At 70.2% G+C, this 23,349-nt stretch carries 19 protein-coding genes; 7 read left to right on the top strand and 12 right to left on the bottom strand.

Annotated elements, in window-relative coordinates; translation table 11 throughout:
• Positions 1–90: 90 nt before the first annotated feature.
• From ACWENQ_RS15135 to ACWENQ_RS15145, 3 genes are read left to right on the top strand one after another with little or no spacing between them, the layout of a single operon-like run.
• The gene (locus tag ACWENQ_RS15135) at positions 91–975 is read left to right on the top strand and encodes an ABC transporter permease subunit (RefSeq protein WP_452414607.1); all 885 of its coding nucleotides are present in this window, start codon (positions 91–93) and stop codon (positions 973–975) included.
• The gene (locus ACWENQ_RS15140) at positions 972–1,775 is read left to right on the top strand and encodes an ABC transporter permease (RefSeq protein WP_452414609.1); all 804 of its coding nucleotides are present in this window, start codon (positions 972–974) and stop codon (positions 1,773–1,775) included. The genes ACWENQ_RS15135 and ACWENQ_RS15140 overlap by 4 nt, the downstream gene beginning before the upstream one ends.
• A complete protein-coding gene (locus ACWENQ_RS15145; protein WP_452414611.1) occupies positions 1,772–2,791 on the top strand; it encodes an ABC transporter ATP-binding protein in 1,020 nt (339 codons plus the stop codon). Before ACWENQ_RS15140 ends, ACWENQ_RS15145 begins: the two co-directional genes overlap by 4 nt.
• Here ACWENQ_RS15145 and ACWENQ_RS15150 read toward each other — a convergent pair.
• The 5 genes from ACWENQ_RS15150 to ACWENQ_RS15170 all read right to left on the bottom strand — a co-directional run bounded on the left by ACWENQ_RS15150 (position 2,779) and on the right by ACWENQ_RS15170 (position 9,533).
• Positions 2,779–3,231 (bottom strand): hypothetical protein, encoded by a 453-nt coding sequence (locus tag ACWENQ_RS15150; protein ID WP_354915005.1) that lies wholly within the window; start codon positions 3,229–3,231, stop codon positions 2,779–2,781. The two genes, ACWENQ_RS15145 and ACWENQ_RS15150, sit on opposite strands and share 13 nt — an antisense overlap.
• 54 nt (positions 3,232–3,285) lie before the next feature.
• The gene (locus tag ACWENQ_RS15155) at positions 3,286–4,929 is read right to left on the bottom strand and encodes a tetratricopeptide repeat protein (RefSeq protein ID WP_449919531.1); all 1,644 of its coding nucleotides are present in this window, start codon (positions 4,927–4,929) and stop codon (positions 3,286–3,288) included.
• 149 nt (positions 4,930–5,078) lie between these two features.
• Positions 5,079–6,344, bottom strand: coding sequence for a DMT family transporter (locus ACWENQ_RS15160; RefSeq protein ID WP_449919528.1), 1,266 nt, complete (start codon positions 6,342–6,344; stop codon positions 5,079–5,081).
• A 1,147-nt stretch (positions 6,345–7,491) separates the two neighbouring features.
• Positions 7,492–7,974 carry a GNAT family N-acetyltransferase gene (locus tag ACWENQ_RS15165; RefSeq protein WP_354915013.1) on the bottom strand — a complete coding sequence of 161 codons (483 nt, stop codon included), beginning with the start codon at positions 7,972–7,974 and terminating at the stop codon, positions 7,492–7,494.
• Entirely contained in the window at positions 7,971–9,533 is a 1,563-nt protein-coding gene (locus ACWENQ_RS15170) for an XRE family transcriptional regulator (protein ID WP_449919524.1), read from the bottom strand. Before ACWENQ_RS15170 ends, ACWENQ_RS15165 begins: the two co-directional genes overlap by 4 nt.
• A 275-nt stretch (positions 9,534–9,808) precedes the next feature.
• Between ACWENQ_RS15170 and ACWENQ_RS15175 the strand changes: the two genes are divergently transcribed.
• From ACWENQ_RS15175 to ACWENQ_RS15190, 4 genes are all read left to right on the top strand, one after another.
• Entirely contained in the window at positions 9,809–10,084 is a 276-nt protein-coding gene (locus ACWENQ_RS15175; RefSeq protein ID WP_354915018.1) for a hypothetical protein, read from the top strand.
• 475 nt (positions 10,085–10,559) lie between these two features.
• Positions 10,560–11,549 (top strand): mechanosensitive ion channel family protein, encoded by a 990-nt coding sequence (locus ACWENQ_RS15180; protein WP_452414613.1) that lies wholly within the window; start codon positions 10,560–10,562, stop codon positions 11,547–11,549.
• Positions 11,550–11,784: 235 nt separating this feature from the next.
• Positions 11,785–12,165: a globin gene (locus tag ACWENQ_RS15185; protein ID WP_449919520.1), complete on the top strand. Its 381-nt coding sequence runs from the start codon at positions 11,785–11,787 to the stop codon at positions 12,163–12,165.
• Between the two features lie 17 nt (positions 12,166–12,182).
• On the top strand, positions 12,183–13,688 hold the full coding sequence (locus ACWENQ_RS15190) for a glycoside hydrolase family 13 protein (RefSeq protein WP_449919733.1): 1,506 nt from the start codon (positions 12,183–12,185) through the stop codon (positions 13,686–13,688).
• 419 nt (positions 13,689–14,107) lie between these two features.
• Here the strand turns inward: ACWENQ_RS15190 and ACWENQ_RS15195 are convergent, their stop codons facing one another.
• The 7 genes from ACWENQ_RS15195 to ACWENQ_RS15225 all read right to left on the bottom strand — a co-directional run bounded on the left by ACWENQ_RS15195 (position 14,108) and on the right by ACWENQ_RS15225 (position 23,212).
• Positions 14,108–14,536 carry an acyl-CoA thioesterase gene (locus ACWENQ_RS15195; RefSeq protein WP_354915027.1) on the bottom strand — a complete coding sequence of 143 codons (429 nt, stop codon included), beginning with the start codon at positions 14,534–14,536 and terminating at the stop codon, positions 14,108–14,110.
• Between the two features lie 24 nt (positions 14,537–14,560).
• Positions 14,561–15,190, bottom strand: coding sequence for a TetR/AcrR family transcriptional regulator (locus ACWENQ_RS15200; protein WP_452414614.1), 630 nt, complete (start codon positions 15,188–15,190; stop codon positions 14,561–14,563).
• A gap of 471 nt (positions 15,191–15,661) precedes the next feature.
• Complete coding sequence (gene ettA / locus ACWENQ_RS15205; RefSeq protein ID WP_354915033.1) at positions 15,662–17,326, bottom strand: energy-dependent translational throttle protein EttA; 1,665 nt, start codon at positions 17,324–17,326, stop codon at positions 15,662–15,664.
• Positions 17,327–17,418: 92 nt separating this feature from the next.
• Positions 17,419–17,700, bottom strand: coding sequence for a hypothetical protein (locus tag ACWENQ_RS15210; protein WP_452414615.1), 282 nt, complete (start codon positions 17,698–17,700; stop codon positions 17,419–17,421).
• Between the two features lie 368 nt (positions 17,701–18,068).
• Positions 18,069–19,370, bottom strand: a complete 1,302-nt coding sequence (locus tag ACWENQ_RS15215) for a GGDEF domain-containing protein (protein WP_354915039.1) — start codon at positions 19,368–19,370, stop codon at positions 18,069–18,071.
• A 1,062-nt stretch (positions 19,371–20,432) separates the two neighbouring features.
• Positions 20,433–21,551 carry a single-stranded DNA-binding protein gene (locus ACWENQ_RS15220; protein ID WP_452414617.1) on the bottom strand — a complete coding sequence of 373 codons (1,119 nt, stop codon included), beginning with the start codon at positions 21,549–21,551 and terminating at the stop codon, positions 20,433–20,435.
• A gap of 170 nt (positions 21,552–21,721) precedes the next feature.
• Positions 21,722–23,212 carry a serine/threonine-protein kinase gene (locus ACWENQ_RS15225; protein WP_452414618.1) on the bottom strand — a complete coding sequence of 497 codons (1,491 nt, stop codon included), beginning with the start codon at positions 23,210–23,212 and terminating at the stop codon, positions 21,722–21,724.
• Positions 23,213–23,349: the final 137 nt, after the last annotated feature.

Below are 23,349 nucleotides of genomic sequence, written 5' to 3' on the forward strand. Positions count from 1 at the left end.
TCACATGTGACCGCGGGGCAAGACGCGACTGCGGGCCCACATGTGACCGCGGGGCAAGATGCGACTGCGGGGCAGGAAACATCCGCCGCGGTGACAACATTGCCCACCCCGGGTGAGGAATCTTCCCCCACGCGGCTCGGGGGAAGATTCTCCACCCGCGGATTTCTCCCCCAATGGGGTCCCGCGCTGCCCCTGCTGGCGTTCACGTTCGCGCTGCTCGTGCTGCCCGCGCTGCGCCTGGTGCACGACACCTTCGCGCTGCGCGGCGGCGGCTACGGACTCGACAACATCGTCAAGGTGATCGAGAGCCCCCTGGACCTGCGGGCCATCGGCGGCTCGCTGGCGCTCGGGTTCGTCCAGGCGACGCTGGCCACCGCGCTCGGCGCCCCGGCCGCGTGGCTGATCACCAGGATGCGGCTGGGCGGCAAGGCGTTCTGGCTCTCGCTCATGAACGTGGCCTCGAACTTCGCCGGGATCGGGCTGGCGTTCGGCTTCGTGGCGCTGATCGGCGCCACCGGGATGCTCACGCTGCTGCTCGGGATCTCCTTCCCCTCGGTCGGCTCCTTCAGCGGGATGAACATCGTCTACCTGTACTTCAACATCCCGATGTTCGTGCTGCTCACCCTGCCCGCGCTGAGCGTGCTGAAGGACGACTGGCAGGAGGCCGCCGAGGTCTGCCACGCCACCCGATGGCAGTTCTGGCGCCACGTCGGCCTCCCCGTGCTCGCGCCGTTCGTGACCGCGGGGTGGCTGCTGATCTTCACCTGGACGATCGGCGTCTACGCCGTGGCCTACGCGCTGGCCGCCTCGCCCGGATCGCAGAAGCTGATCACCCTGCAGATCGGCACCACGCTGGAGTCGTCGGTGTTCGGCTTCGAGCGGGCCGCGGTGCTGTCGGTGCTGCTCATGGTGCTGGCCATCGGCGCCACCGCCATATACCGGCTGTCGCTGCGACGCGCTGCGAGGTGGCTGTGACCCGCCGGATCTTCCTGACGCTGCTCGGCGCCTACTTCGCGCTGCCGCTGCTGGCCGCGCTGCTCTACTCCCTGGCCACCCGCTGGACCGACACCCCTCTGCCCGACGGCTACACGCTCGCCCACTGGGCCAAGCTCTTCACCAGGGCCGAGGTCGCCGGGGCGCTCGGCCGGTCGTTGTTGCTTTCGGCGGTCGTCGTGGCCGTCGACATCCTGCTGGTGGTGCCGGCGGCGTACTGGTCGGTGGTGCGCAACCCGCGCATCGGCTCGGTCATCCAGACGATCGCGGTGATCCCCTTCGCGATCCCCTGGGTGGTGGTCGGTGCGGGCATCCAGCTCGTCACCGCCTCCGTCGCGCCCCAGCTGTTCCACACCTTCTGGCTGCTGGCCGCCGCGACGGCGGCGATCTCCTTCCCCTTCATGTACTGGGCGGTGGAGAGCGCGCTGCTGGCGGCCGGGGCCGTCGAGCTGAGCGAGGCGGCGGCCACCTGCGGGGCGAGCCCTGCGCAGACGCTCGTCAGAGTCGTCCTGCCCGCCGTCAGGGGCGGGGTGGTCTCCGGGTCGCTGCTGGTCGTGGCCACCGCCATGAACGAGTTCGCGCTGGCCAAGATCCTGGTCGGGGTGAGCTACGAGACGCTGCCGCTGTGGTCGGCGCGCCAGTTCGTCTCGCGCACGCTCAGCGACCCCAACGCCCTGGCCGTCGTCACCGTCTTCACCTTCGGCTTCCTGTTCGCCCTGTCGGCTCTGGTCGTCCGGCTGGGCAGGGGCCGCGTCACCACCATCGGAAGGACCCTGCGTTGAGTCACGTCGTGCTCGAGGGCATCACCAAGCGCTATGCGGGACACACCGCGCTGAACGGCGTGAGCGTCAGCGTCGAGCAGGGCGAGCTGCTGGCGCTGCTCGGGCCGTCCGGGTGCGGCAAGACGACGCTGCTGCGCTGTGTGGCCGGGCTGACCACCTTCGACGGCGGTCGGCTGCGGATCGGCGGCACGGACATGACCGGCGTGCCCGCCCGCAAGCGGCCCATCGGCATGGTCTTCCAGTCCTACGCGCTGTTCCCCAACCTCACCGTGCGGGGCAACATCGCCTTCCCGCTGACCGTGCGGAAGGAGCGGAACGTCCAGCAGCGGGTGGAGGAGATGCTGGAGCTGGTCGGCCTCACCGAGCAGGGCGACCGGTTGCCCAACCAGCTGTCGGGCGGCCAGCAGCAGCGCGTCGCGCTGGCCCGCGCCCTGTCGCCACGCCCCCAGGTGCTCCTGCTCGACGAGCCGCTGTCGGCGCTGGACGCCCAGGTACGCCACCGGCTGCGTGACGAGGTGCGACGCATCCAGCACCAGGTCGGGATCACCACCGTCTTCGTCACCCACGACCAGGCCGAGGCGCTGGCCATCTCCGACCGGGTCGCGGTGATGAACCACGGCGAGATCGAGCAGTGCGCGCCGCCCGCCGAGATCTACAGCTCACCCTCGACGAGGTTCGCCGCAGGCTTCGTCGGCAACAGGAACGCGCTGGAGCTGGAGGCGGTGAACGGCAGGGTTTTCGACGTCCCCGCCCCCTCCTCCCGTGTGCTGTGCATGTTCCGCCCCGAGGACGTGTCGCTGGCGGCCGAGGGGACGCCGGCGACGGTCGACGTCAGCGTCTTCCTCGGCGCCACCACGCGGCTCTACCTACGGGCCGAGGTCCACGGGCAGCCGGTGACGGTCTTCGCCGACCTGCCCTCGCGGGCCGCCGCGGCCGTCTCGCCGGGGGACGAGGTGCGTTTCAGGGTCGACCCCGACCACGTGCAGGTCTTCCCCCAGACCGCTCAGAACCCGTAGCGCGTCCACACCACCGCGAGACCCGACAGGGGCAGCGCCGCGACGGCGAGCCAGCCCGCCACCCGCCAACGCCTGGCCAGGCCAGGCGAGGAGAGCACGGCGGCCACCGTACCGGCGGCCGTGAAGGCGAGACCGGCGCGCAGCGCCTCCACCACCGGGGACGGCGAGGACGGCACCGCCTCGCCGAAGCCCCTGATGGCCAGCAGCACCGCCGCCGCCGTCAGGGCCACGCGGCGGGCAGGGGCCACGGCGGCGCGGGTAAGCAGGGGCACCGCCGCGGCCAGCGCCACGATCGTCACCACCAGGTAGGCACCGAGCGTCGGATACAGGCACGGCCAGTCACCGCAGCGGGTGGCGGTCCTGGTGGCGCTGATGCCCACCCACCACAGCGCCCCGAGACTCCCGTAGATCGCCGCGACCCGCCCCAAGAGCCTCCCCATGCTCCTATTGTGTGCGATCAGCGGTGCGGTCGAACGCCCCCGCAGGTGAAACGGTCACTCCCGCCCCATGGCCCGCAGCGCCATGGCCCGGTTGGCGTAGAGGTCGGGGTGCGGGTCCAGCTCGATCGCCCGGTCCAGGTCGGCGACCGCGCCCTCCAGGTCGCCGCGCTCGTAGCGCAGCGCGCCCCTGCCCGCCCACGCCGCCGCCAGGCCCGGCGCGGCGGCCAGAGCGGCCTCCAGCGCCCGCGCCGCCTCCTCGTGGCGCCCCGCCGTGGTCTCCAGCTGGCCCAGCACCGTCAGCAGGTGCGGGTTCCCCGGCGCGACCGCCAGCCCCGCCCGGACGTCGGCCATCGCCTCGATGTCCCGTCCGAGACCCGCCAGCAGGCCCGCGCGGTTGATGGCGGCGTCGACGTAGCGGGGATCCAGCTCCATGACATGCGCCAGGTCGGCCAGCGCCGCCTCCTCCTCGCCGAGCGCGACCCGCACCTCGGCCCTGTTGTAGTACGCCTCGGGCAACGGCGGGCTCAGCGCGATCGCGCTGTCGTAGTCGGCCAGCGCCTCGGCGTGGCGGCCGAGCGAGAACCACAGGTTGCCGCGATCGAGGTAGTAGTCGGGAAAGGCCGGGTCGATGGCGATAGCGGCGGCGTAGTCCTCCAGCGCCTCCTTGGTGTGGCCGAGCACCGCCATGAGCTGCGCTCTGTTGGCCAGCAGCACCATCCGGTGCACGGGGTGACGATCCGGCGGCAGCTCGCGCGCCGCCAGCTCGATGGCCGACTCCACCAGCTCGAGCGCACTCTCGGGGCGCCCTTCGCGCAGCTCGATCAGCGCCAGCCCGTTACGGTCGAAGCCCAGCTTGAAGGCCCGGTCGGGCACCAGGGCGGAGATCGCGATGGCCTGGTTGATCCAGCCCCTGGCCCTGCCGAGGTCGCGCCGCGCCGGGTCGGGGTGGCGGGCGTCGAGCATCGCGGTGCCGTACGCCGCGGCGGCGTGCATGGCGGGATCCTGGCTGCTCCTGCGCACCCGCTCCCAGATGTCCCTGGCCTCCTCCTGGCGGCCGAGACCGCCGAGCGCGGTGGCCGTCCGCTGCGCGAAGCGCCACCAGGGAGGGCCGCCCGGCTCGGTCATGGCCATCCCCCGCCGGCCCAGCTCGACGACCGCGTGCAGGAAGCCTTCGCGGACGCAGTGGTCGACCAGCTCCCAGAGCTCGGCGGTGCTCCTGCCGTCCTCGGCGGGCGCGGGCCCCTCGTCGTGGAGCTCCAGGCGCAGGCGCGCTGCCGGGATGCGGCGGGCCATCACCTCCAGCAGCTCGACGTCGGTCGGGTCGGCCTCCGCGACGTTGTGGACCACCAGCGCGCTCCCGGCGGGCACCGCGGCCGCGACGAACTCGGCCAGCCCGTTGGCCAGGCGTAACGTACGGCGGGGCGCGGGCACCAGGATGCGCTCGTCGTCGGGCAGGTCCGCGTCGATGGTGACCCGCCTGGCGGGCACCAGCGGGCGCAGCGCCGGGACCGCCGCCCTGATCTCGATGTCGTGGGCGGACACGAGATCAGGGGAACGTTCCAATGCGCCCGGTACCAGCCGGGTGAGCAGTGCCGCGGCCACGGTGTAGGGGCCGTGGGGTCGCCGGTGCGCGTCGATCGGCGGCATCAGCGGCGGCGTCGACTCCCCGCTGGACGGAGGCGCATCACGTCGGGTCACCCCTTGTGGATGACGGAGGCTGTGCCGGTGAGCCGGGCGGTACCCGGTTTCCGGACGACGATCCTCTTCATGCGTCCTCCCCTGTTCGGTAAAGACACATGTAGTTGAGATGTCGACAAACTTCAAGACCTATAAGAAAGCAGTCTGATTTACCGCACAACACCGATATCTGGCGCCTCTTCGACCTCAGCTTCCCTGGCGGGGGCGGGCCGCAATGCGCACAAACACCGTCCGCTGAGCGGAAATGTCAGGCATCCCGCTTCCGCCGACAACTCCTGCCGGGCCCTGACGATCCCGGTCGCGTGCTCGATCAACCGCTCGATGCCGGGCTCGCCGCCGCCCTTGCGCGCCAGCGAGCACCAGGGCTCCGCGTCCGGATCGCGCTCGGCCGCCCTGATCCAGCACTCCCTGACCTGATCGAGGTTGACGGGGGCCGCCGGCCGGGCGGGCTCCGGCTCCGGGGCGCGCAGCGACGCCAGCGCCTCCGCCGCCTGCTTGGCCGCCCTGAGCAGGCTCTCGTCGGCCTCCGGCGCCTGCGGCCCCGGCGCGGGCGGATCGCCCACCACGACGGGCTCCCCCTTCGACGGTATGGCCAGCAGCATCGCCGCCGCCATGAACGGGCCGCCCACCACCACGCTCAGCCCGACCGGCTCGTCGCACAGCAGCGCGATGACCGCCACCCACAGCGGCTGCGACGACAGCAGGATGGCGCTCGGCACCGCGTGCAGATGGCGCTGGCCGAAGGAACGTGCCAGGAAGCCGAGCGCGCACGACACGATCGCCAGGTGCGCGAGCTTGAGCCAGCCGTACGGCCCCGGCGGCGCCTCCAGCCCGTCGGGAACGGCCGCCACCCCGTTGAGCAGCCCGATTGTGAGCAGCTGGATGACCGTGATGGCGTAGGCGTTGTAGTTGGACCTGGAGAAGTTGGCGAGCACGAGAGTGTGACAGGCGTACAGCGCGGCCGCGCACAGCGTGAGACCCAGCGCCACCGGGGCGAACCGCACCCCGTCGCCCTTCATCACCGCGAAGATCGTCACGCCGACGAGGGCGAGCGCCACGCCGTACCAGATGCGCCGCGGCACCCTGACGCGGAAGAGGACCAGCGCGAGCACCGGCGTCATCACGACGTTGCAGCCGACGGCGAATCCCGACACCGCCGAGGAGAGGTCGTTCAGCGCGAAGGCCTGCATGGTCTGGCCGACCCCGAACATGACCCCCAGCACGATCCCCCGCGACCAGGTGCCCTTCGCCAGGCGGGCCAGGCACCTGGGCCTGATGAGCCACAGCACGACGGCGGCGATCGTGTAGCGCTCCGCGAGAAGGTCTGTCACCGACATGTGCAAGGGCTCGTCGATGAGGCTCTTCATCAGCGGGAAGGCCGACCCCCAAGCGGCGCTGACGAACAACAGAAGCACGGCTCCCAGGAGGGGTCGGGGAGCGGGCACCACTGCCATGCAGTGCAGCATCTCATCACGGTTCGCGCGCGCAGACCCGTCGGCGGAGGCCAGAGGGGCTGCACTTACACGCAGGCGGAAGACCATACCTCGCGGGCTCCGCAATACTCCCCCGAGCGAACACGGCAAAATTCGCATTCACCTCAGACCCTTCCGCATCACCCGCCTCGTTTCGAGGTCGGTCCCGAACGTTCATGACCGCCCGCAGGAGGGTCGGCGAGCACTCAGACGGGGCCCGCCTCCCTCGTCGCCTCCCACCCGCCATCTCTCCCCCAGCCGGTCGACCTTCCGGCCGCCCGTCTCGATCGGCCGGACAGCTTCGTCGACCGGTCACGCCGTCCCGTCATCCGCCGTCCTGGTCCGCTCCCCTGGCCGCCTCACCCCAGCCGGCCGCCCTCTCCCCACCGGCCGTCGTCGCCGGCTGGGCGCCTCCCTGCCTGTGGGCTCTGCAGGCCGCGTATCCATGGCCGGTCGTCTCTCCGCTGCCCACGCGTCTTTCCGGGGCGGGGAGTCTGCGACAAAGCGCGGGCGGCTTGGGCGAGCTCGGCCGGCCGGGGCCGGTGAGGGTGGACCGGCCGTTGGAGCGCTGCGCCACTCCACCCGAGCACGGCGGTTTCGATGGCCACACGTCCCCGGTCACCGGCTCGCTCGAAACGCCGGCCGCCGGCTCGGCCCGGGTACCGGCCCGCTCGTGACCGGTCCGGCTCGCCCGGCCCTGGCGTACTGATTCCGGCCCGCCAGGCGCCACCCGGCCCGCTCGGGCTGCCCATGTCCGGGATCCGGCTCTCGTAGCCCGACCCGGCTCGCTCCCGCTGTCCGTGTCGTGGTTCCGGCTCTCTCGGGAGCGTCGGATCGGGCCGCCTTCAGGCTCCTGGTCATCGGACAGGGCCGGGTTGCGGCTTGTGGCCGCCGGAGCGGGCCGGGTTTCCGGCTACTCGGGAGCGTCGGATAGGGCCGGGCTCAGGCTTGTGGCCATGCGGCCCTGATCCGGTTTCCGCCGGGGTCTCAAGCGCCCCCGGTCACCTCGGCAGGCGGCGTGGAGGGGTACGGCGAGCCGCCCACGCCACCCGGCCCCCATGACGTCAGGCGACGGGCCGGGCGCCGCCGTTCACGGGGCCAGGACGGGCGCGAGGCTCTTCTCGCCGTAGATCACGATGTGCTCGCCCACCTGCCGCCTGGACAGTTCCGTCCAGCCCTGCCGTTCGTAGAGGGCGAGAGCCGCTCCCTGGCTCATGGTCGTGTCACCCCGCAGCCTGGAGAAGCCGAGCATCAGCGCCCGCTCCTCCAGCTCCGCCAGCATCCTCGCCCCGAACCCGCGCCGCTGGTGGTCGGGGTGCACGCGCAGCCTGCACACCTCCACGGTGTCCTCGCCGAGCGGGCGCAGGCCGCCCATCGCGACGACGCGGCCGTCGACCTCGCCGACGAGGAACTCCCCTCCGCACCCCAGGTAGACCTGGTGGATGCGGGGGAAGTCGTCGTCGTAGTAGACCCCGTCGCCCGGGACGATGCCGACCTGGGCCAAGCACACCTGGTGCAGGGAGTAGATCGCGTCGAGGTCGGACCAGCGGTATCGCCGGATGACCAGAGTCATGCCCTGTTTCCCCCGATTCCCATGAGCTCGTAGAACTCCTGGAGGGCCGGGAGGTCCGTGCCTCCGTTGGCCTCCACGGACCTGGCGAACTCGACGGCGGGCCGGAGGATGAAGTCGGTGCGGTACTCGGGCTTGAGCCGGCGTGCCGCGTCGATGGCGACCTCCAGCGCCTCGTCGATGTCGCCTTCGATGAGTCGGCACTGCGCCCTGTCGAGCCTGATCAGCGTCTGGTCGAGGATGTGGTCGGAGTATTTCTCCAGCGCCTGTTCCAGCACCATGTCGGCCTCGATCGTCTGCCCCAGCTTGGTGAGCACGTCGCCCTGGTAGAAGTAGAGCTGGCGCTCGGTGTAGCCGAAGGCGATGTCCTCCTGCTCGTGGGCCTTCATGTGGGTGAAGGCGTTGCGCGCCTTCTGCAGGGCGCGCTTGGCCTGGTCGACCACTTCCTTCTTGCCGTTGTTGCCGGCCAGCAGCGCGAGCGCGCGGGCCTCGACGACCGGAGCCATGGCCTGTGCGACGCAGGGGGTGGCCCCGGCCAGGTCGCGGCTCTTCTTGGCGAGGTTGAGCGCCTCGCGGGCGTCGCCGTAGTAGAGCGGCACCAGCGACTCCCGGGCGGTGATCCACGCGCGCAGCGCGCGGTCGCCCGTCTCGTCGGCGGCGGTGCGCCCGGTACGGAAGAAGGCCCTGGCCAGCCTGTGGTCGCCGATGTTGATCATGATCATGCCGCTCAGCCCGGACAGCTGGGCGGCCATCCTGCACAATCGCTCGGCCAGATCCGTCGGCTGGCGGCGCGACATGGCGGCGCGCACCGCGCTCAGCTCCAGCAGCACGTCGCACAGCAGCCGCAGCGGCGGTGTGCTGGTGTACTGCCGGCCGAAGCTGAGCGTGGCCTCCTCCCACTGGTCGAGCATCGCCGGCGAGACCGTGGCCATCACCAGCGTCTCGTCCATGCGCCGCCGGATGCCCTCCACGGCGCCGAGGATCTCGGCCGGCAGCTCGCCGATGGGGCCGGTGCTCGCCTTGTCCAAAAGGTTCAACAACGTCCTGCGCAGGACGTTCTCGTCTTCCTCCGCGGAGCCGCCGCCCGCCGTGCCGCCGCCGTCCCGGCTGAGCCACAGGTCGCGCGGCCTGGAGGGAAGCTCGGCCCTGTCGTCGTCGGCGCTGCCGGTGCTGCGCAGGCCCGGCATGCGGTGACCGTGACCGCAGATGCACGGGCCGTCGTAGCCGAGAGAGATCGGCTCGACGCGGTAGACGGTGCACAGGTAGTGCAGATACTCGGGTCCGGGCCGTTTCAGACCGCTCTCGTAGGCCGACAGCAGCGTCTCGCCGATGCCCGGCGCCGGCTTCTGGTCACGCTCGAACAGCGCGCGCACCTGTTCGATGACGTCGGCCAGCGCGATGCCATGGGCCAGGCGGTGCCCCTTGATCCTCGTCGTGCCGAACTGGGGACCACAGGTCTCATGGATCTCCTCGGCGATCTGAGCGCACGAGCGGCCGGTGGCCAGACCCTTCGCCCGGATCCGCCTGGCGATCTCCGTTTCCCTGTGCTGCCTGCCGGACATCCCGGCCCCTCTCTCTGAGCCGCAAGGCACCTGTACTGACGCAGAGTAGCGGGAGGGATGCACTCTGCCTCAAGAAAACTATGAACCATTAGTGACAGGAAGAAAATGGTCCCTTGAAGGTTACGGATAAGGATCGTCCTCCAGAGGACTGTTTCTTCCAACCCACGAGGGTCAAGGGCACTCCCGGAGGGGGGTCCGGGCTCGTTGACCCCTCCCATGGTCATGAGTCATCTTTCTCTCACCAGCAACGATTCGGCCAGAGGGAGGCGGAGAGGGTGGGCGACGACTTCGGGCACCTGGAGCGTTTGGTTTCCGAGCTCGATGCTCGCGGATTGCTCGCGAGGATGGTTCGGACGCACTCCGGACGCCTCTTCGTCAGGGTGATCAACCCGAACGCGACAAGTCTGGCCGAGAACGTCACCTGCCAGCCCTCCACTGGCGTGCCCGACTGGTACTACTGCTGGTCCTGGGGCGAACCCATGCACCAGGCCGACGATCCCGCGGGCGCGGCGACCAAGGTCGCGCGCGTGCTCGCCGCGGTAGGGGAGTGACCATGGCGGTGATCCGGGTGGGGCGCAGCCACCACGGCTCACCGTCCCGACCGCGGCCCCACGGGGCCGGCGGGGTGTCCGGTGCGGAGAGTCCGCCGTTCGCGGCGACTCTGGGCACCCCGCCGGTACCCGTGCACCTCCACCTGCGCGCGGGCGTGCGCCCGCACCACGATCTCGTACGGCACAGCGGCTCCCCCGAGGCGTGCCGTACGCGGAGAAGCGTCCTTCGGGTCCGCCCGCGGGACGGTCGGGGGATCCCTCCCGGAAACGGTCGGGACATGCTTCCGGGTGCGTGTCCCCTCCGAGTCGTCCGCCACCGGTTCGCCAGGCCCCGCCCCCCCGCGGCCCCGGGGCCCGGCGCACCCGTCTTCCCCGGCGTGATGTGACGGCGACCGGCTCGACCGGCAGTAATCTTTTGGGGCGTAGTTGGTCCGTAGATTGCCGGCCGAGCCGCTTCCGGAGGGGGATTCACCTCGTGTTCCTGCTTGCCACGCCGACACCGTCGCCGACGCAGACGCCGACGGCGTCGTTCGACCCTGCTTCAGTGGTCAACGACATCAGCAAGGCATGCGAGAGCGACACGATCTTCTGCCAGGGCCTTCGTGACTTCCTGCCTGGTGGGACGTGGGCTCCCATCCTCGCCAGCGTCATCACGATCGTCCTCATCCTCGTGCTCGCCGTGGTGGTGAGGAATCTCACCCACCGGCTCATCACGCGCGTCGTGAACCGGGCGACCGCCAGCGCCGCCATCACCGGTCGCCTGCGCAGGGGGCAGGCGACCGACGGCATCGACGCCCTGCTCAACGAGCGGCGCAAGCAGCGCGCCGAGACCATGGGCTCGGTCCTGCGCCACGTCGCCTCGATCGTCATCATGGGCACCGCGATCCTGACCGTGCTCGACCGGCTGACGATCCCCATCGCGCCGCTGCTGACCAGCGTCGGCATCCTGGGCATCGCCATCGGTTTCGGCGCCCAGGAGCTCGTCAAGGACTTCATCGCCGGCATGTTCATGCTGATGGAGGACCAGTACGGCGTCGGCGACGTCATCGACGCGGGCGCCGCCATCGGCACCGTCGAGGCGGTCACGCTGCGCGTCACCAGGCTGCGCGACGCCGACGGCCGCGTCTGGTACATCCGCAACGGCACCATCACCCGCGTCGGCAACGAGTCGCAGGGCTGGTCGCGCGCCTACGTCGATGTCCCGGTGGCCTACGACGCCGACGTCCCCGCCGTCCGCGACCTGCTCAAGCGGGTGGCCGACGAGCTGTGGGACGAGCCCGAGTACCGCGAGAGCGTGATCGTGGAGGAGCCGGCCGTCTACGGCATCGAGCAGATCTCCGACACTTCGGTCATCTTCCGCGTCTCGGCCAAGACGCTTCCGTCCAGGCAGGCCGAGGTGGCGCGCGAGCTCCGGATGCGCGTCAAGGCCGCGCTCGACGGGGCGGGAATCGCGCTGGCCGCGTGAGCGCTTACTTAGGAGAAACGTGGCCGGCAGACTGCCGCGCGTCTGTTCCGCAGCTGGGCGCCGTATCGGCAGTCCATCGGCCACGTTTCTCGTGAGTGTCGAAGGGAGCGGTCAACGTCCCTGACGTGACGGCGGGAGGCGAAGTCCCGCTGGAGAAGCGTGGGAGGACGGGCGGTCAGCGGTGACCGCGGTGGCCGTGATCGTGCATGCCGTAGAGAATGGATAGCCTGAGATCGTGACCGAGGGTTCGTTTTATGAGGCCGTGGGCGGCGAGGAGACCTTCCGCCGGCTGGTCCACCGCTTCTACGAGGGTGTCGCCGAGGACGCTCTGCTGCGCCCGCTCTACCCCGAGGAAGACCTCACCGCGGCCGAGGACCGGCTGCGCGGGTTCCTCGTCCAGTACTGGGGCGGTCCGAGGACCTACAGCGAGCAGCGCGGCCACCCCCGCCTGCGCATGCGGCACGTGCCGTTCGTCATCGGCGAGGCCGAGCGCGACGCGTGGCTCAAGCACATGCACGACGCCGTGCAGGAGCTGTCGCTGCCGGAGGAGCTGGAGAACCGCCTCTGGGACTATCTGGTGATGGCAGCGCAGAGCCTGGTGAACTCACCCGCATAACGGGCATGACACGCCCCATGGACATCCCCTGGTGGCGTGATGCCGTCGTCTACGAAATCTACGTACGCAGCTTCGCCGACGCCTCGGGAGACGGCGTCGGCGATCTGGTCGGGGTCAGGGAACGCCTGCCGTACCTCTCGGAGCTGGGCGTCGACGCGATCTGGCTGACCCCCTTCTATCCCTCCCCGATGGCCGACGGCGGGTACGACGTGGCGGACTACCGCGGCGTGGACCCGCTGTTCGGCACGCTGGCCGACTTCGAGGCCCTGGTGGCCGACGCGCACACCATGGGCATCAGGGTGCTGATCGACGTCGTCCCCAACCACAGCTCCTCGCTGCATCCGTGGTTCCAGGCCGCGCTGGCGGGCGAGGGACGCGACCGCTACATCTTCCGCGACCGGCCGAACAACTGGCAGTCCACCTTCGGCGGTCCCGCCTGGACGCAGGCGGCCGACGGCCAGTGGTACCTGCACCTGTTCGCGCCCCAGCAGCCCGACTTCAACTGGCGCAACCGCGAGGTGCACGAGGAGTTCCTCGACGTGCTGCGCTTCTGGCTGGACCGGGGCGTCGACGGGTTCCGCATCGACGTGGCGATGGGCCTGTACAAGGCGGAGGGGCTGCCCGACGTGGGCGACCAGTCGTTCACGTCGACCTCGCCGGTCTGGGGCAGGCCCGAGGTGCACGACGTCTACCGCGAGTGGCGCAAGCTGCTCGACTCCTACCCCGGCGAGCGGATGGCCGTCGGCGAGGTGTGGACCGACAGCGCCGCCGACCTGGCGCTCTACGTGCGGCCCGACGAACTGCACCAGAGCTTCAACTTCGCCTGGCTGCAGGCGCCGTGGTCGCCGACGGCGTTCAGGAAGGTCATCGACGACACCCTCGCGACCGTCCCGTTCGCGACGTGGGTGCTGTCCAACCACGATGTCGTACGGCACCGCACCCGTTACGACACCGCCGACCCCGGAACCGGACTCTCCAGGGCAAAGGCCGCATTGCTCGTCATGCTCGCGCTGCCCGGGTCGGCATATCTCTACCAGGGGGAAGAACTCGGCCTCCCCGAGGTGAAAGAAATTCCACCCGACGCGCGGCAGGACCCGATCTTCTTCCAGTCGGAAGGAAAGCTTCCGGGCCGCGACGGATGCCGGGTGCCGATCCCGTGGTCGGGCACCGCCTCGCCGTACGGGTTCTCGCCGGACGGGGTGGCCGCCTGGCTGCCCCAGCCGCAGACGTTCGGCGAACTGAGCGTCCAGGCGCAGACCGGCGACAGCGACTCGACGCTGGAGTTCTACCGCAGGGCCCTGGCCTGCCGCCGCGACCTGGCGCGGACGATCCCCTACGAGCTCGAATGGCTCGACGCCCCCGAAGGGGCGCTGTTCTTCACCCGCGGACAGCTCACCTGCGTGATCAACTGCGGCACCGACCCGGTACGGCTACCGCCACACGATCGCGTCATCCTGTCGAGCGCCACCCTCACCGGCGACATGCTGCCACCCGACACCGCGGCCTGGCTGCACACCACCTGACCGAAGAACGGCCGGCCCCCTCAGGCCGGCCACCGGCCGATCGCTGGAGGCTCGCCGCCAACCCGCCTGATGCCGCCAGAACCGAGATCCCGACGCCCCTCCAGGTCCCCCAGGGGGCGCGGCGCCCTCAGGTGAGGTGGCGTCCCTGAGCGGGAGCGCGGCGCCCCTCAGAAGAGGCGGCATCCCCCAGACCGAGCGTGGCGCTCCTGAGCAAGGTGCAGTGCGACGCCTCCCAGCTGGCGTAGCGTCCCCCAGCGGGGCGTGGCGCTCCTCGGATGAGGTGGCGCCCCCAGACCGGACATGGCGCTCCTGAGTAAGGTGCGGTGCGACGCCTTCCAGGTGGAGCGGCGTCCTTCAGGTGAGGTGTGACGCCCTTCCGCTCGGTGAACGACACACCTCAACGTGGCGAGTGCCGCCCCTCAGGGCGTGGTGAAACGCCGGAGATAGGCCAGCTCGTCCTGCCGCAACCGGCGCGGCGCCGCGTTCTCCACGTCGTAGGCGACGATCACCGACCGGGCCCGCACATACACCTCGTCCTCGTCCCGAATCTCGTAGTCGAGCGTGAACCGTACCGGCCTGATCTCCGTCACCCACGTCTCCACCAGCACCGGGTCGGCCCGGAACGACAGCGGACGCAGATAGTCGATCTCGTGCCTGGCCACCACCAGGCCGCTGAACGTCTCCCCGCCCTCCTTGTGCACGTCGATGGCCAGCATCCCGAACCGCGCGTCCTCCAGATAGTCGAGGAAACGGACGTTGTTCACATGCCCCTGCGAATCGATGTCCGCGAAACGGACTGTCCGGGGGAAGACGTGCTTGCTTGCGTGCGCGAGGGATCGTTCAACCACGCCCACACCGTATAGGTCCGCCGCTCATGCCCCGACATCGGGCGGCCGTACCCCGGCCACCGGATCGAGCCGCCTGATCAGCACCACCGCCGCCTCGATCACCTGCCGCGCCTCCTCCTCGGTGTCACAGATCGCCACCTCCCTCGCCGCCTCCCCGATCACCGAGGTCAGCACCGCGACCGTGAGCCTGTCGATCGGCTCGGCGCCCGCGCCGAGCAGCACCGCGTTCTGCCGCAGCCACTGCCTTCCCCTGGTACGGCGCAGCAGCTCGAAACCCGGCGGCCCGTCGCCGTCCATGAACAGCCTGACCAGGTCGCGCCGATCCCACGCCCCTTCCAGGTAGGCGCGTGAGCCGGTGACGAGCAGGTCGACGGGGTCGTCCACGCCGGACTGCTTCGCCTTGGCGACGCTGGAGGCCGACGCCTGCTCCTGGGCGACCTGGTGGTCCTCCCACAGCGCCGTGAACAGCTCGGCCTTACCGCCGAAGTGGTGATAGAGGCTGCCCACGCTCGAGCCCGCCCTGGTGACCACGTCGGCGACGTTCGCTTCGGCGAACCCGTGCTCGCCGAACACCTCTCGGGCCGCCTGCAGCATGACCTTGCGCGTCTGCGCGGTGCGGCTCCACTCCCACGCGCTGGAGGACTTGCGTGCCATGAGCACCATGCTAGGAAGGATCGGTCTTCAGGCGCCGCACGACGTGGGAATGCCCGGGGGCGCGAGGAGTGGCGGGGTCGAGGTCCGGTCCGGCCGACCGTCCCTGCGCTTCCCACCATGACGCTGCTGACCCGCCTACGGCCGGAAGAGACCAGAGGCGGTCACGGCGGACAGCCGAGGTGGTCACGGCGGAAAGCCTAGAGGTGGTCACGGTGGGACGAGGCCAGGGATGGCCACGGTGCCGCGTAACGGCGGCCGGCCCGCGCGCCCGATGACCGTCTCCCTGGACAGGCGGCGGCTGGCGGCGGCGGGTGGGCGTGGGAGGGCGTGCCGTACGGGCCGGAGGGCGAGCACCACCACACCTCGCCGGGCCCGCGCGGAAACCCCAGCCGTCAGGGGCGGCCGGGGACGAACGAAGCCCCCTCCGGGAGCACCGATGTGTCGCGGAGGGGCTGCCGTCTGGCCGCTGGATCAGTCGCGGTGGAGCTTGCGGTAGGTGACACGGTGCGGGCGGGCCGCATCGGCACCGAGGCGCTCGATCTTGTTCTTCTCGTAGTCGGCGAAGTTGCCCTCGAACCAGAACCAGTTGGAACCCTCTTCCCACGCCAGGATGTGCGTGGCGATGCGGTCGAGGAACCACCGGTCGTGGGAGGTGATCACCGCGCAGCCCGGGAAGTCGAGCAGCGCGTTCTCCAGGCTGGACAGGGTCTCGGTGTCGAGGTCGTTGGTCGGCTCGTCGAGCAGCAGCACGTTGCCGCCCTGCTTGAGGGTGAGCGCGAGGTTGAGCCTGTTGCGCTCGCCGCCCGACAGGACGCCGGCCTTCTTCTGCTGGTCCGGCCCCTTGAAGCCGAACGCGGCGATGTAGGCGCGCGACGGCATCTCGACGTTTCCGACCTTGATGTGGTCGAGACCGTCGGAGACGACCTCCCACACGTTCTTGTTCGCGTCGATGCCGCCACGGCTCTGGTCGGCGTAGGAGATCTTGACCGTGTCGCCGACGGTGATGGAGCCGGTGTCGGGCGTCTCGCTGCTGGTGATCATCCGGAACAGCGTGGTCTTGCCGACACCGTTGGGGCCGATGATGCCGACGATGCCGTTACGCGGCAGGTCGAAGGTCAGGCCCTCCATCAGCAGGCGGTCGCCGAAGCCCTTGGTGAGCTCGTCGGCCTTGATCACCGTGGTGCCCAGACGCGGGCCCGGCGGGATCTGGATCTCCTCGAAGTCGAGCTTGCGGTACTTGTCCGCCTCGGCGGCCATCTCCTCGTAGCGCTGGAGACGGGCCTTGCTCTTGGTCTGGCGGGCCTTGGGGTTGGAGCGGACCCACTCCAGCTCGTCCTCCAGGCGCTTCTTGCGCTTGGCGTCCTTCTGCCCCTCGACCTTCAGCCGCTGGGCCTTGGCCTCGAGGTAGGTGGAGTAGTTGCCCTCGTAGGGGTAGGTGCGGCCACGGTCGAGCTCGAGGATCCAGGTGGCGACGTTGTCGAGGAAGTAGCGGTCGTGGGTGACGGCCAGCACGGTGCCCGCGTACTTCTCCAGGTGCTGCTCCAGCCACTGCACGCTCTCGGCGTCGAGGTGGTTGGTGGGCTCGTCGAGCAGCAGCAGGTCGGGCGCCTCGAGCAGCAGCTTGCACAGCGCCACCCGGCGACGCTCACCACCGGACAGCTTCGTCACGTCGGCGTCCGGCGGCGGGCAGCGCAGGGCGTCCATCGCCTGCTCGAGCTGGGAGTCGAGGTCCCACGCGTTGCGGTGCTCGAGCTGGTCCTGGAGCTTGCCCATCTCCTCCAGCAGCTCGTCGCTGTAGTCGGTGGCCATCTGCTCGGCGATCTCGTTGTAGCGGTGGAGCATCGCCATCGTCTCGGCGACGCCCTCCTGCACGTTGCCGAGGACGGTCTTGGACTCGTTGAGCGGCGGCTCCTGCTGGAGCATGCCGACGGTGAACCCCGGCATGAGCTTGGCGTCGCCGTTGGAAGGCTGCTCCAAGCCGGCCATCATCCGGAGCAGCGTCGACTTACCGGTGCCGTTCGGGCCCAGCACGCCGATCTTGGCTCCGGGCAGGAACGACAGGGTGACGTCGTCGAGGACAACCTTGTCGCCGTGCGCCTTGCGCACGCGCTGCATCGTGTAGATGTACTCCGGCATGCCTTCTAGCTTAGGGCGTGCGCGAACCGGCTTCCGCCGTACTGGCTGGGCGATCTCCGTGCAACCGTACGGCGGGCGCGTCGCCTGACCGGCTAACCGTTCAGCCACGCGCCGACGAGGCGCTCGACGCGAACGCTGACCCAGGCCCAGACCTCCGCCGGCGAGTACCCCAGACCGGCCGCGACCGCCAGACCTGCGCAGACGACCATCACGAGCACGAAAAGCCCCGAGAAGGATCCGGAAGTCCTGGGCAGTGTGGGCCATTCGTCCGTCAACCGCCCCCGGGACGCCTCCGACTGCCGCTGCCACGACCACTCCTGCTCCTGCCGACGCGATCGATACGCGGCCTCTTCCAGGTGGTCGTCGTAGTACATGTCCCTCCCCTGTCGTGGTCGGCGTGACATCTGTTAGATGCCGACATAACCGAGAGAGTTCATGTGATTACGTGGAGTGCTCACTTGTTCGGGTGTGCCGGAACCGGCCTCCGCCCGTCACCCGCACACGAAAGTCCCTGCGGACCGGGAATCGTCACCAGCGGGTTAGCCTGCGACTCCGCAAAACTCCGGGGTCTGAGGCCAGTCCGCGAAATCCCTTGCGCCGCCCGCCCGTGACCCGTGGCGTCGAATCAGCCTGCCGACCCCAGGAACGGTAGGCCGCGGAGTCGACCGACAGACCCCGGGCATTGGATCCGGCCGCTGGTCCCGGACCTTGGACCTTGGACCAGCCGATGGCACTCAACGGATCAGGCTGCGGGAGGTGGGTCCATGAGGGTGGTCGGCGGGGGGTCGATGAGAGTGGGCGGCGAGTCCACTGGAGCGGACGGCGGCGCCGGCTGCACGGCAGGGATGCAGATGCGGTCGCGGCCCAGTTCCTTGGCCCGGTACAGCGCCAGGTCGGCGGCGGCGAGCAGTTCGATCAGGTCGTCGCCGTGGATGCTCATGATGGCGACACCCGCCGAGATCGTCACGGTGATCAAGGCGTCGTCGACGGGTACGGCCATGCGGCCGATCCTGCTGCGCAGCCGCTCGGCCACTCTGCGGGCCTCGGTGATGTCGGCGCGCGGCAGCAGGACCACGAACTCCTCGCCGCCGAATCTGCCCACCACGTCGTAGTCACGCAGCTGACTCCGGAGCGTCGCCGCCACCCCGATCAGCACCTGGTCGCCGACCAGATGGCCGTGCTTGTCGTTGACGCGCTTGAAGTGGTCGATGTCGATGATGAGGAGGGCCAGCGTCTCTCCGGTACGGCGGGCCCTCACGATCTCGGTGTCGGCCTCCCGCTGCCACGCCGCCGCGTTGAGCAGCCCCGTCTTGGGGTCGGTACGGGCCGCGGCCTGGAGCTGGGCGTGAAGGAGGCTGCGTTGCAGCAGGACGACAGGCGGCAGCGCGAGCGCCAGCAGCGCCAGGTTGAGCGCGCACGCGATCGCCACGATCACACCGAGGCACAGCTCGACGATGTCGAGGATGGCGCTCTCCCTGTCCCACAGCACGTCGCGCCAGCGGGTGTCGGGGTCGGCGGTGTGGGCGGCGATCGCGATGAGCGTGGTGTTGAGCACGGCGAACAGCACCGCGCATCCCACCGCCAGCATGATCGGCACACCCGCGCCCTTGGACAGCACCGCCATGTCGGGCACCAGGGTGTGGAAGACCACCGAAGCGGCGCCACCTGCCAGGCCGATGGCCGCCGAGCTGAAGACCCTCCGATAGAGCACCGTCGCCCTGACCCGAAGCTGCATGAGCATCTGCAGCAGGATCGGCGCCAGCAGCGCGTAGATCGGGGGAAGCAGCAGCGCGACGGGCAGCCACCACGCCGACAGCAGGTCGCGGGAGACGCCCGCGGGCATGCCGAGGCGTCGCGTCGCCTCGATGCACACCGCGCCGCATCCCATCAGCGCGGCGAACATCAGGACGTCCGACCAGCGATAGGGGCCGGAAACCGCGAAGAACGCGATGGCCACGAGATCGAGCGCGACGATCCCGCAGAGGTAGGCAACGAGGGGCCGACGCTGCGCCAGCAACGGCCACCGGCCTGCGAGTGTGGACACACTGTCACGAGGCTTGATCGAGGTGTGACTGGTCGCTGCCATCTCGCCCCCTCTCCGACTAACGATGTGTAACACAATAGTTGCGGAGTGTGCGTCGCGCGACGGGAACCGCTACCTTGGGCAAGGTGGCCATCTGCGTCTGGTGGCCCGGGAATGGAACCGCTCACTCCGCGGGCGGGCCGTGCTGGAAAGGAGCAGCCATGGTGCGGGGCGTGACCTGGACCTGACAGATGCTCTAGCCATCTGACACGGAACACCATCGGCCAACCCCTCTCAGCGGCTCGCACTGCGACTCGCGACGCCACTGAACGGCCGGTGCCCCCCTCCACCTCCCGACATCCTCTCTGCGTACGGCTACGCCCACCGCGACCTCGGTTTCGCAGCGCACGTCCCGAAATCCGCGAGTATGGCCGCGTCCTTCCCGGAGTCCGCCCGCGCTGCAGCTCTCGCGGATTGCTCGGCTTCGGCCCGTAAGTCCTCGATCACCTTCCTCCCTCGTCGGCATCCCGCAACTGCGTATTGCGGCCGACATCAGGAGACCCCGTCCAAGCCCCCACGGCGACGTCAGCACTCATGACGGCGACTCAACGGGAGTGACGGCCTGCCCGCAGCAGCGCCGGTCGACCTGCTCCCCTCGCCTGTGGTCCCGAACCGTAGAGGCCATGAACGGCCCATCGGCGAAAATCGCGCCGAGTCCCGGCGTTCGTATCCATCCGCAGAACCCCAGAAGTTCGCACCACCCGTAAACCCCGGGCCCGCAGAACCGCCAGGAACCCGGCCCGCAGAACCGCCAGGAATTCGCATCAACCGCAGAACCCCGTGCGCTCCTATCCCCACGCAGAACGCCCGGCAGCTCATCCACACGCAGGACGCCGGGATTCGAATCCATCCGCGCAACGCACCGCACCGCTAGCCATCTGCACCCTCATCCGACGGGGCCGTCACTCGAGGGCCTCAACGGCTTCGGCCCCAGTCGGGCTGCGGATTCGGCCGGACTGCGGTGCGGTGAAGGGTGTCAGGCCCGAGGCGCACTCGGGCCTGACACATGAGGCGGATGGGTGGTCAGGCGGCCTTGGCGCGGCGGGCGCGGCCCGTCGGCGCTTGGGGGGCGTCATGAGGGTTCAGGACGCGCACCTTCCCCGCACCGGTGGGGTGGCCCTCGCCCGGATCCGTCTCGGGCTCCTCCGAGGGCGAGTCGTCGCTCTCCCCCGGCGTGAGCGTCGTCGTGTCCCCATCGGTCGAGGCGACAGCCGAACCGGGCCTGCGCCCGGTCCCCCGTGCGGATCCGGCCCCGGAGAGGGAATCAGCGCCGGTCCTGGAGCCCGCCTCGGACCCTGACTCAGGCAGGGCGTCTGGTGCGGAGCCCGATCGGAAGCCGGCCTCGAATGCGGACTGCGAGCCCGGCCCAGAGCCGAACCCGAACCGGGAATCGACAGACTCAGCGCTGGAGACGGAATCCGGCCCCGAGACAGCGTCAGGCCCGGAGACCGGCTCTGCGGCGATGCCGGCGCCGGTCTCGGCGAAGGCAGGACCCAGGCCAAGGCCAGAGGCAGCACCAGGACCAGCAGCAGCGGCAGGGGCGAAAGGCCAGCCCGCCACGTCGTCCCGCGCCGTCTGCTCCGCCTGCCGTTCGGAAGTCTGGTCCGTCTGCCGCTCGGAAGCCTCCTCCACGTGCCGCGCGGAAGTCTCCTCCGCGTCCCGCGAGGCAGCGGGCCGCCCGTGGAGCGCGCGGGCGGTCGCCGATCCCGACATCGCCCAGTCCTGCGTGGACTCGTCGAGGCTCTCCCTCGTCTCCCTGCTCAGGGTGCCGATGCCGCCCGAGCGTTCGGGCTTGGAGAAGGCGCCGACGCCCCAGCGCAGGTCGTGGCCGATCGAGCTGGCCTCGATCTCGGGCATGAACCTGCGGTCGCCCTCGGGCCCGAACTCCCTGATGCGCAGCTTGCCGCACACCACGACGGGATGCCCCACCTGGAAGGACTGGGCCACGTTGTCGCCGAGAGTGCGCCAGCAGCGGACCGCGAAGAACACGGTGTCGCCGTCGGACCACTCCTGGGTCTTCCTGTCGAAGAAGCGATGCCTCGTCGCCACCCTGAGCGAGGTCACCCGCGCCCCGTCGGCGAAGGCGTGCTGGCGGGGCGGGGCTGCGACATTGCCGGTGAGCGTGATGTAGATGTCGTTCATCGTGCCTCCCGTGGAGCGGGCCGGGTGCCCGCTGCTTGGGGACACGGTGTCGCGCGGGAGTGGGTGGCCGGCCGACCGAGCGTGGTTCTGGGGACGAAGGCGCCGGGGCGCGACGCCGCTGTGGACAACGGAGCGGCGGGACCCTCGAAACACCACCACGAACCCGGTCGCTAACGATGCCTGTTGACGGCCGCGGCGACGAGCTTGGCCGCCCGATCGGCGGTGGCGTAGCCGGGCCGCCGGGCCGAGACGTTGATGACCACCACGACGTTCGACAGACGGAAGGAGATGTAGCTCTGGTAGACCGGGAGCCCGTAGGGGCTCCGCCGGGTATAGCTCAACGCCTCGTCGCCGACGTCCGGCCCCTTGCGGAGCTTGGTCCCCGGGTTCCGTTTCGGCTCGTCCTTCATCTGCTCGACCATCTGCTTGTGGTAGAGGCCGGCCGCCGAGGCGCTCGGCAGGCGGAACGCCGTGATGTGCAGGTTGGCGCCGTCGGCCTTGCTCCAGCTGCAGGAGGAGTCGCTCCAGAACTGGCGCTTCATCGCACCGCCGAACAATGAGCGCGTCTGGTTGCTGTTCAGCAGGTCGCACGCCTCGAAGTCGCGGGCGATCAGCGGGGTGGCCGCCGCCGTCGGGAGGAACTTCGGCACGGCGGAGTAGGTGACAGGTGGCGCGAGCGCGTAGCCGAGGATCCGGATCACGTTCGGGAACAGGTAGGGCACGATCACCACGCCCACCACCACGGTCATCACCAGCGCGAGCGCGGCACCGATGAGGACCCTGCTGCGCAGGCGTCGAGACGGGCGTCCCGGCGCGGTCCGCCTGCGGCGCAGGGCCGGGCTGGTCGTGGTGTCGTCCCGCGAGAGGGCTTCCAGCCAGCCGGCCGCCTCGTCGGCGGAGCAGCGGCCTGCGGGGTCCTTCTCCAGGATCGCGGCCAGCACGGGGGCGAGCGGGCCGGCCAGCCGGAAGGGGGCGGGCTCCTGCATCAGCACGGCGGCCAGCACCGCGGCCTGGTTCGGGCCGGCGAACGGCGCCACGCCCTCCACCGCCGTGAAGAGCGTGGCGCCGAGCGACCACAGGTCGGCGAGCGGGCCGTCGACCTCGCCGCGCAGGCGCTCGGGGGCGATGTAACCAGGCGAGCCGGTCAGCATCCCGGTCTGCGTGATCCCGGTGTCCCCGGCGATGGTGGCGATCCCGAAGTCGGTCAGCAGCACCCGTCCGTCGTCGGTGAGCAGGACGTTGGCGGGTTTGACGTCTCGGTGCAGGATGCCCGCCGCGTGCGCGGCCGCGAGGGCGTCGAGCATGCGCAGGCCGATCGCGGCGACTCGTTGCGGCGGCAGGGGGCCGTCGTCGCGTACGGCCCGCTCGAGAGAGCGGCCGTGGACCAGCTCCATGACGATCCACGGGCGTCCGTCGTCGAGGACCACGTCGTGCACCGTGACGATGGACGGATGGGAACGCAGCGTCGCGGCGGCGCGCGCCTCGCGCAGCGTGCGTTCGCCCAGCTCGGCCCGCGACGCCTCGTCGAGGTCCGATGGGAGCCTGACCTCCTTGACGGCCACCTCCTGCCGGAGCAACTCGTCCATCGCCCGCCAGACGGTGCCCATGCCACCCTGGCCGAGCTGCGACAACAGCCGATAGCGGCCCGCGACCAGCGTCACCGTGCCCTTCCCGCCGTCATGGACTTCGCGACCATCCGTCGCCCCCTGTCGATATCCGGCTGAGCACGGGCACATCAGATGTTAAGGGAACGGATCGTGGGCGTCAGTGAATACTGATCAAAAACGGCCGGGGCGTT

The organism is Nonomuraea sp. NPDC004354, from assembly GCF_053602555.1.

Coding starts and splice junctions, on each gene's coding strand:
- ACWENQ_RS15150 (WP_354915005.1), bottom strand. CDS start 3,231: ATGGGGAGGCTCTTGGGGCGGGTCGCGGCGATCTACGGGAGTCTCGGG.
- ACWENQ_RS15165 (WP_354915013.1), bottom strand. CDS start 7,974: ATGACTCTGGTCATCCGGCGATACCGCTGGTCCGACCTCGACGCGATC.
- ACWENQ_RS15170 (WP_449919524.1), bottom strand. CDS start 9,533: ATGTCCGGCAGGCAGCACAGGGAAACGGAGATCGCCAGGCGGATCCGG.
- ACWENQ_RS15190 (WP_449919733.1), top strand. CDS start 12,183: ATGGACATCCCCTGGTGGCGTGATGCCGTCGTCTACGAAATCTACGTA.
- ACWENQ_RS15200 (WP_452414614.1), bottom strand. CDS start 15,190: ATGGCACGCAAGTCCTCCAGCGCGTGGGAGTGGAGCCGCACCGCGCAG.
- ettA (WP_354915033.1), bottom strand. CDS start 17,326: ATGCCGGAGTACATCTACACGATGCAGCGCGTGCGCAAGGCGCACGGC.
- ACWENQ_RS15210 (WP_452414615.1), bottom strand. CDS start 17,700: ATGTACTACGACGACCACCTGGAAGAGGCCGCGTATCGATCGCGTCGG.
- ACWENQ_RS15220 (WP_452414617.1), bottom strand. CDS start 21,551: ATGAACGACATCTACATCACGCTCACCGGCAATGTCGCAGCCCCGCCC.